Annotated in this window: 5 protein-coding genes; 3 read left to right on the forward strand and 2 right to left on the reverse strand. The window is 62.5% G+C overall.

Translation table 11 applies throughout. The features are described 5' to 3' along the window. Nucleotides 1–1,343 (forward strand): ATP-dependent RecD-like DNA helicase (locus ACLQ62_RS03790; protein ID WP_411720340.1); only part of this gene is annotated, 1,343 nt, incomplete at its 5' end. Nucleotides 1,344–1,482: 139 nt separating this feature from the next. Here ACLQ62_RS03790 and ACLQ62_RS03795 read toward each other — a convergent pair. Together ACLQ62_RS03795 and ACLQ62_RS03800 are read right to left on the reverse strand one after the other, a co-directional pair. Then, a complete protein-coding gene (locus tag ACLQ62_RS03795) occupies nucleotides 1,483–2,151 on the reverse strand; it encodes a DUF4166 domain-containing protein (RefSeq protein ID WP_411720341.1) in 669 nt (222 codons plus the stop codon). Then, a complete protein-coding gene (locus tag ACLQ62_RS03800; RefSeq protein WP_411720342.1) occupies nucleotides 2,148–2,756 on the reverse strand; it encodes an SRPBCC family protein in 609 nt (202 codons plus the stop codon). Before ACLQ62_RS03800 ends, ACLQ62_RS03795 begins: the two co-directional genes overlap by 4 nt. Before the next feature lie 1,162 nt (nucleotides 2,757–3,918). On the opposite strand from ACLQ62_RS03800, the gene ACLQ62_RS03805 reads away from it, so the two are divergent. Both ACLQ62_RS03805 and ACLQ62_RS03810 read left to right on the forward strand, forming a co-directional pair. Further along, nucleotides 3,919–4,650 carry a hypothetical protein gene (locus ACLQ62_RS03805; protein WP_411720343.1) on the forward strand — a complete coding sequence of 244 codons (732 nt, stop codon included), beginning with the start codon at nucleotides 3,919–3,921 and terminating at the stop codon, nucleotides 4,648–4,650. A gap of 329 nt (nucleotides 4,651–4,979) precedes the next feature. Continuing rightward, the coding region (locus tag ACLQ62_RS03810) for a hypothetical protein (protein WP_411720344.1) at nucleotides 4,980–5,505 on the forward strand (526 nt) is incomplete at its 3' end.

The following is a 5,505-nucleotide window of genomic DNA, read 5'->3' on the forward strand; positions in this document are numbered from 1 at the left end:
AAAGAGACTGGTTCTACGCGCGGCGCGAGTTCTACCGCGTGATCGTCGGCGACGACGCTGGCGAGGCGGGCGCGGCGGCGGGCGAGGGCGCGGCGGCGCACGGCCGCGCAACCCGGGTGATCACGCCGACGAAGAAGGCGGCCGACGTCGCGCATCAGGAACTTGGCGTTGCAACCGACAGCGTCGCGAAGCTCGTCCACGAGCACGGATGGCGATGGAATCGCGACGGCGCCTGGACCCGGCTCTCCGTTGGGGAGACCGACCCCGAGACCGGTGCCCGTTACACGGGCCCCACGGCGGCCGCGCGGCTCGTGCGCAGCGAGCGGATCGTGGTCGATGAAGCCGGCATGCTCGACCAGGACGCGGCACTCGCGCTCCTCACCATCGCGGACGACCACAGAGCCACCCTCGCCTTGGTCGGCGACCGCGCACAGCTCGCCGCGATCGGCCGCGGCGGCGTGCTCGACATTGCCGCGCAACTCCTCCCCCGCGTGCACGCCATGACGACCGTGCACCGCTTCGCCGATCCCGCGTATGCCGCGCTCACCGTGCAGCTGCGACGCGGGGAACACCCCACATCGCTATTCGACCGGCTAAACACACTCGGCCTCGTCGTCCTGCATGAGAGCGCAGGCGCCCTCCATGACGCGGTCGCACGTGAATGGCGTGAGGGAGACGCGATCACCGTCGCGACGAACGACGAAGCGCGCGCACTGAACATGCGCATCCGCGACGAACGGGTACGCGCGGGCCGAGTTGACGACTGCCGCAACTCCACCGGTAGCGACGGACTGAACATGGGATGCGGCGATGTAATACAGACGCGGCAGAACGACTCAACGCTGCACGTCGCGAACCGGCAGACCTGGATTGTGCAGAATGTGGGCGACGACGGCGCGGTGTGGGTAAAGGACCACACCGCGGGTCGGAGGCAACGCACTGTGCGACTACCGACGGAGTACGTCGCCGAGCACACCCATCTGGCGTATGCGTCGACCGCATACGGAATGCAGGGCGCCACTGTGGGCGAGTCCGACACAATCCTCGGCGACGCCATGGATGCGGCTGGTATCTATGTGGGCATGACTCGCGGAAGGAACTCCAATCGTCTGCACCTCGTCGCGTCCAGCTTCGATGATGCTCGGGAACAGTTCGTCCTTGCGATGGAGCGCGATCGGGCAGATCGCGGGCTCACGCACGCGACGGCCGCAGCGCGAGAGTCGATACGTGGCCTCGCCCCCGGCACCGACCGGCTCCAGCGCATCGCACAATCACCCGCCGTTATGGCCTTCGAGCGCAACGGCAGCAGGATGGACCCTTCGAGATCGGGTCTAAACCGGTGAGCCGCGTCCCTCGATTGGGCTTCGAGCGTGATGGCAGCTACCGAACCTGATCGCTTACGAGCAGGTTGGCGAGACCCGGGAACCCTCAGGGGAACGCCTAACGGGACAAGCTTTTTGCAATAGCGCCGTTCCTATATCCCTAGACTCGGCGCTCGTGCCGTAACGGCTTGAGCCGGTTGGGTGCGTCTGATGCGGGAACGTAGTCGCAGGTGAACTCGCCTTCGTAACCGAACAAGAACCCAAAGACCCGGTTTCGCACGTCAAGTCGAATCCGGTAGACGTTCTCGTTGTCATCGAAAGACTCGTGTAGGTCGGCTCGGCCGCTGAAAAGCATGGGGAATCGAAACCCCACCGGACCCGCGTAGAAGCGTTGGGCGCCGGAATGCAGGCGCAGGGAACCGTCCGGGTCGACGGAGAGATCTAAGTCGACTGCCAGATGCTGGTGCGTGCCCAGGTAATCGAGCACCTTCCCATCGCTGAGAACCATTGTCGCGTCGAACCTGCTGGGCTTGCGGCGAACCCGATATTCGCGAACGAACGTCACAGTTTCGCGGCCAAACGGGTCGCGATATGCATAATTCTCGATGGTGAACGGCACGTTCGCGCCGACATCAGGAGTCAGAATGTTGCGGAATTCACCGAGCCGGAGGAACGGGATCGTCCACCAGGGGCCACGCTTGATGTGGGTCATCGTGCCGCGACCGACACATCCGTAGCCAGCGTCGAGCCCAACGCCGAATCGTCGTTGCAGCATCGGATGTAACCGGTCGAAGTCTGCCCCGAGCGCTCGTTGAAAGATCGACGTCATGGCGCCTCGAGCGTGCGCAAGGTGCTGGGGGCTTGAGCCATGGTGCTCCCCTGGCTCGGGGTTCGCCGGCAGCGGGAGGCTTTGGGCCGGTCCGGGCGCCAGAAAGCAAGGACGGATGCCAGCGGCCAGCGTTCCGGCGGCGTGCCCGTTTCGGCCCAGATTCGTAACCGGTCGAAGCTCCACGCCGTCATCCAACCAATGAAACGGCGCATGACCAGCCGGTCAATCACTTGCCCCCAGTCAGGCTCATAGTCGAAGCCGGTGATGAATATCGTGCCTTCCTCCGTCGGAAGATAGCGCCAGTAACCGCGACCTTCTCCGAGTGGCGACAGCCTGTCGTTGGTCGTGAACCGCAGCGCAGATGTGCGCGTTCCGTCTGGCCGCCGTCGTTCTCCCAGAGAAGTGCCTGTCCCTTTGATCGTGTGCAGGAACAGGCCCCGCTCGTAAATGAACCGGTATCCGCCGGTGGAGAGCTCGCCAGCGGGCGTAATGGTGCTGAACCGAAGATCCCAGCGGGGATGCTTCTCCGGGTCCTGCGTGAGTTGCCACACCCGGTCGATCTCAGCTTTTAGTTCGATCTCAACAAAGATCGCCGTGTTCACCATTCGCCCAGCTTGCAGCACGGCACGTCCGGGAAAGTCCAACGACCCACCTGTCTCGCCCGGCCACCGCGCGGATTATAATCACGAACCAACCCTCACCGGGAACGATCAACGAGGAGCTGCTGTCCCCCGTCGGCGTGATAGCCACGGATGCTGCTATGTTCGCCGGCATGGGGAAATCTCGCTTCTTCGGCCTTGCCGCGGTGCTGCTGGGGAGTTTGACAGTCTCAGGGTGCGCATCTCCCGGAGTCTGCACCACCATCGGGTGGACAAACACGGTCGGTGTCGAATTGAGCGGCAACGCAGGTGTGGTTACGGCACTCGAGATGTGTGCAGACGGGGTCTGCACTTCGTCAGCGACTCTTGAGCAAGGCTCTGACGAGCCGTTGCGATTAGCCACGGAGATCCCGAAGAATCCTTCGACCTCATCGCCGGCTTCCACTCGTGACCCTTCGCTGTACTCCATCGCTCGCGTGGACGAGCGCGCATGGAAAGTCTCACTGGACATGCAGGCGCCAGAAATGCTCACACTTCGCGCAGTGTCCGCCGAGGGAGAGGTTCTCGCCGAACGGGAATTCGCGCTCGAGTGGCGGCGCGTGGGTGGAACCGAGCGATGCGGCGGCCCCCACGAAGCGGGTCCAGTCAGTCTCGAAATTCCGTCCTGATGCCTCTCGAAGGGCAACATGTTTGGCGCCTTCGAACAGGGAACCGCAATGCACTGGGCCGAACGAACGTCGATTCAACTGCGGCGGCAAGGTGGAGCGTCATTGAGCCTCTTGCGGACTCGGTCTGCTTGCACTAGAGCAGCGTTATCGCCGTCAGCCAACCTTCATCGGAACGTTGAACGACTACTTGAAGGATTCATTCTCGCCGCACGGGACGCGAGCAAATTCGAGCCAGGTGCTGGGGTGGCTCCATTAGCTGCCCGGCCCTGCGTGGAACTAAGTGTCCCCGAAATGGGGTGGGGCGCCATTGGGATCGTGATGTGGCGGCGAGTCGACTCTTCGCTACGCTGGCGACATTCGCCGAGGAAGCCTGAACGTATACGGGATGGCGAGAGAATCTTGCGTGCACCGCCGTCAGCGGGAACGCTCGCATCGAAGCTACCCAGTTGTCGGGCATCGCGGGTTAGACGGTGGGATCCATGAAGCATTAAGGAGCTGACATGTGGGACGTCATCGGAGTTGAGGAAAGAGGCGAATTCCCCGGAAGTGTCGTGGCGTTCGATTTTTCGGAAGTTGAACCCGACGAGTTCGCCGAGTTCGCCTGTTGGGTCCCGCACAGATACACCCTCAGCATCGAGCGGAACATCGTCCCGCGAGACTTGGCACTCGAGGCCTGCGATGCCCTCGTCGACCGGATCGACGGAAACGTTGACCTGGGCGAGCGATTCTTCAACCAGGACTACGTCCAGGTTGTTCGAGGGCCCCGCGAGGGAACTCTCTTACCTGTGCCTGCGCACAGTCACGACCTCACTGAGATGGAAAGAATCTTGGTGCGTCTCGCGTCCCGCACGCCTCTGGTGCGGGCGATGGCGCACGCGCCGCTCTTCAGCATAGATTTCTCAACTTTCCTCGAAGAACTGGCTTCGGAGGCCACGGCTGATCGAGACGTCCCGCGCTTGCTCAGGCACGCTTCCAGAAGTGTGGACTGGACGTCGGACGTGATGAACTCGCCAGACGTGGCGGTTCAGATGTGGTTAGCGTCGGTGTTTGGTAACTGGAAGGCCGGGGACCGGGACGAACGCCCGGCGCGTATCCGTGACGCCCGAAGGATGGCTCGTGCCCTTCTCGGACGAGGTCAATACTGGGCTTCAGGCGACTGGGGGGATGAACTCAGCAGGATAGTCGGGATTTCGATCTCGTGGCTCGTGCACGGAGAAACGCCGGCCGACTAGGGAGACAAGGAGCGTTGACCGAAATGAGGCTCTGAGCTCGTCACGCCTCGTGCTCAGCGACCGAGACCGGGAGAGACTCGCAGACGTCGACGCTTTCAATCTCTCCGGAGTCGTCAAAGCCCAGGCAAGACCTTCGGGCAGCGCGACTCACCTCCTCGGCGACAAGAACCAACGCAACCCGCACCGACGCTCCGAAAGCCGGACTCTCATCGGGACGCTAGTTGCTATGGCGGAACTACATCGTCTGCGTCGTCCAGGGAGGCCGGTACGTTTACCGAGGGAGCAACAGCTCCATCTCGAACTGAACCCAGGAGGGGTAGGCACCGGCCATGGCAGTAATCCTTGGGAACGCACCTGAACCGCCGATCAATCTGTCGTGGGGGGATCTCACTAAGAAGCGCGAATACCTGAGTAGGACGTACGAGTCCCTGACTGATGTCGGCATGGACCTCAAGTTCGAGCGCGAGGGTGAGGGTGAGTGGGAAGGTTCCGAGCCCGCGCCGGTCTTCACCGATCGGGTAGGTCGGAGGTTCCGAATTCTGATCATGTCGCTCGAGGTCGTGTTGTGTGCGGAGGTGCCCGCTGACTATCACCCTGCACAATTACGATTGCGGCGGGTCTGGGTATCAGGCGAAGAGATAATCGTCGAGTCTCTGCACTCGGTGGACCACCGCGCGCTTTCGAGCGAGTCGCGAACGGCAATTCCTATAGAGACGATCGAACTTTCCGAGGAAACAGGCCCTGCGGCAGACGACACAGGCGAGGAAGGATCGTCTGCGATTTCGTGGCCTGTCTTCGACGTAGAGTGGATGAACAGTGTTGACCCAGCGCCGCCCTTCATCATCACATTGGGCT

Source organism: Mycetocola sp. (assembly GCF_046716805.1).
GTDB lineage: Bacteria > Actinomycetota > Actinomycetes > Actinomycetales > Microbacteriaceae > Mycetocola_A.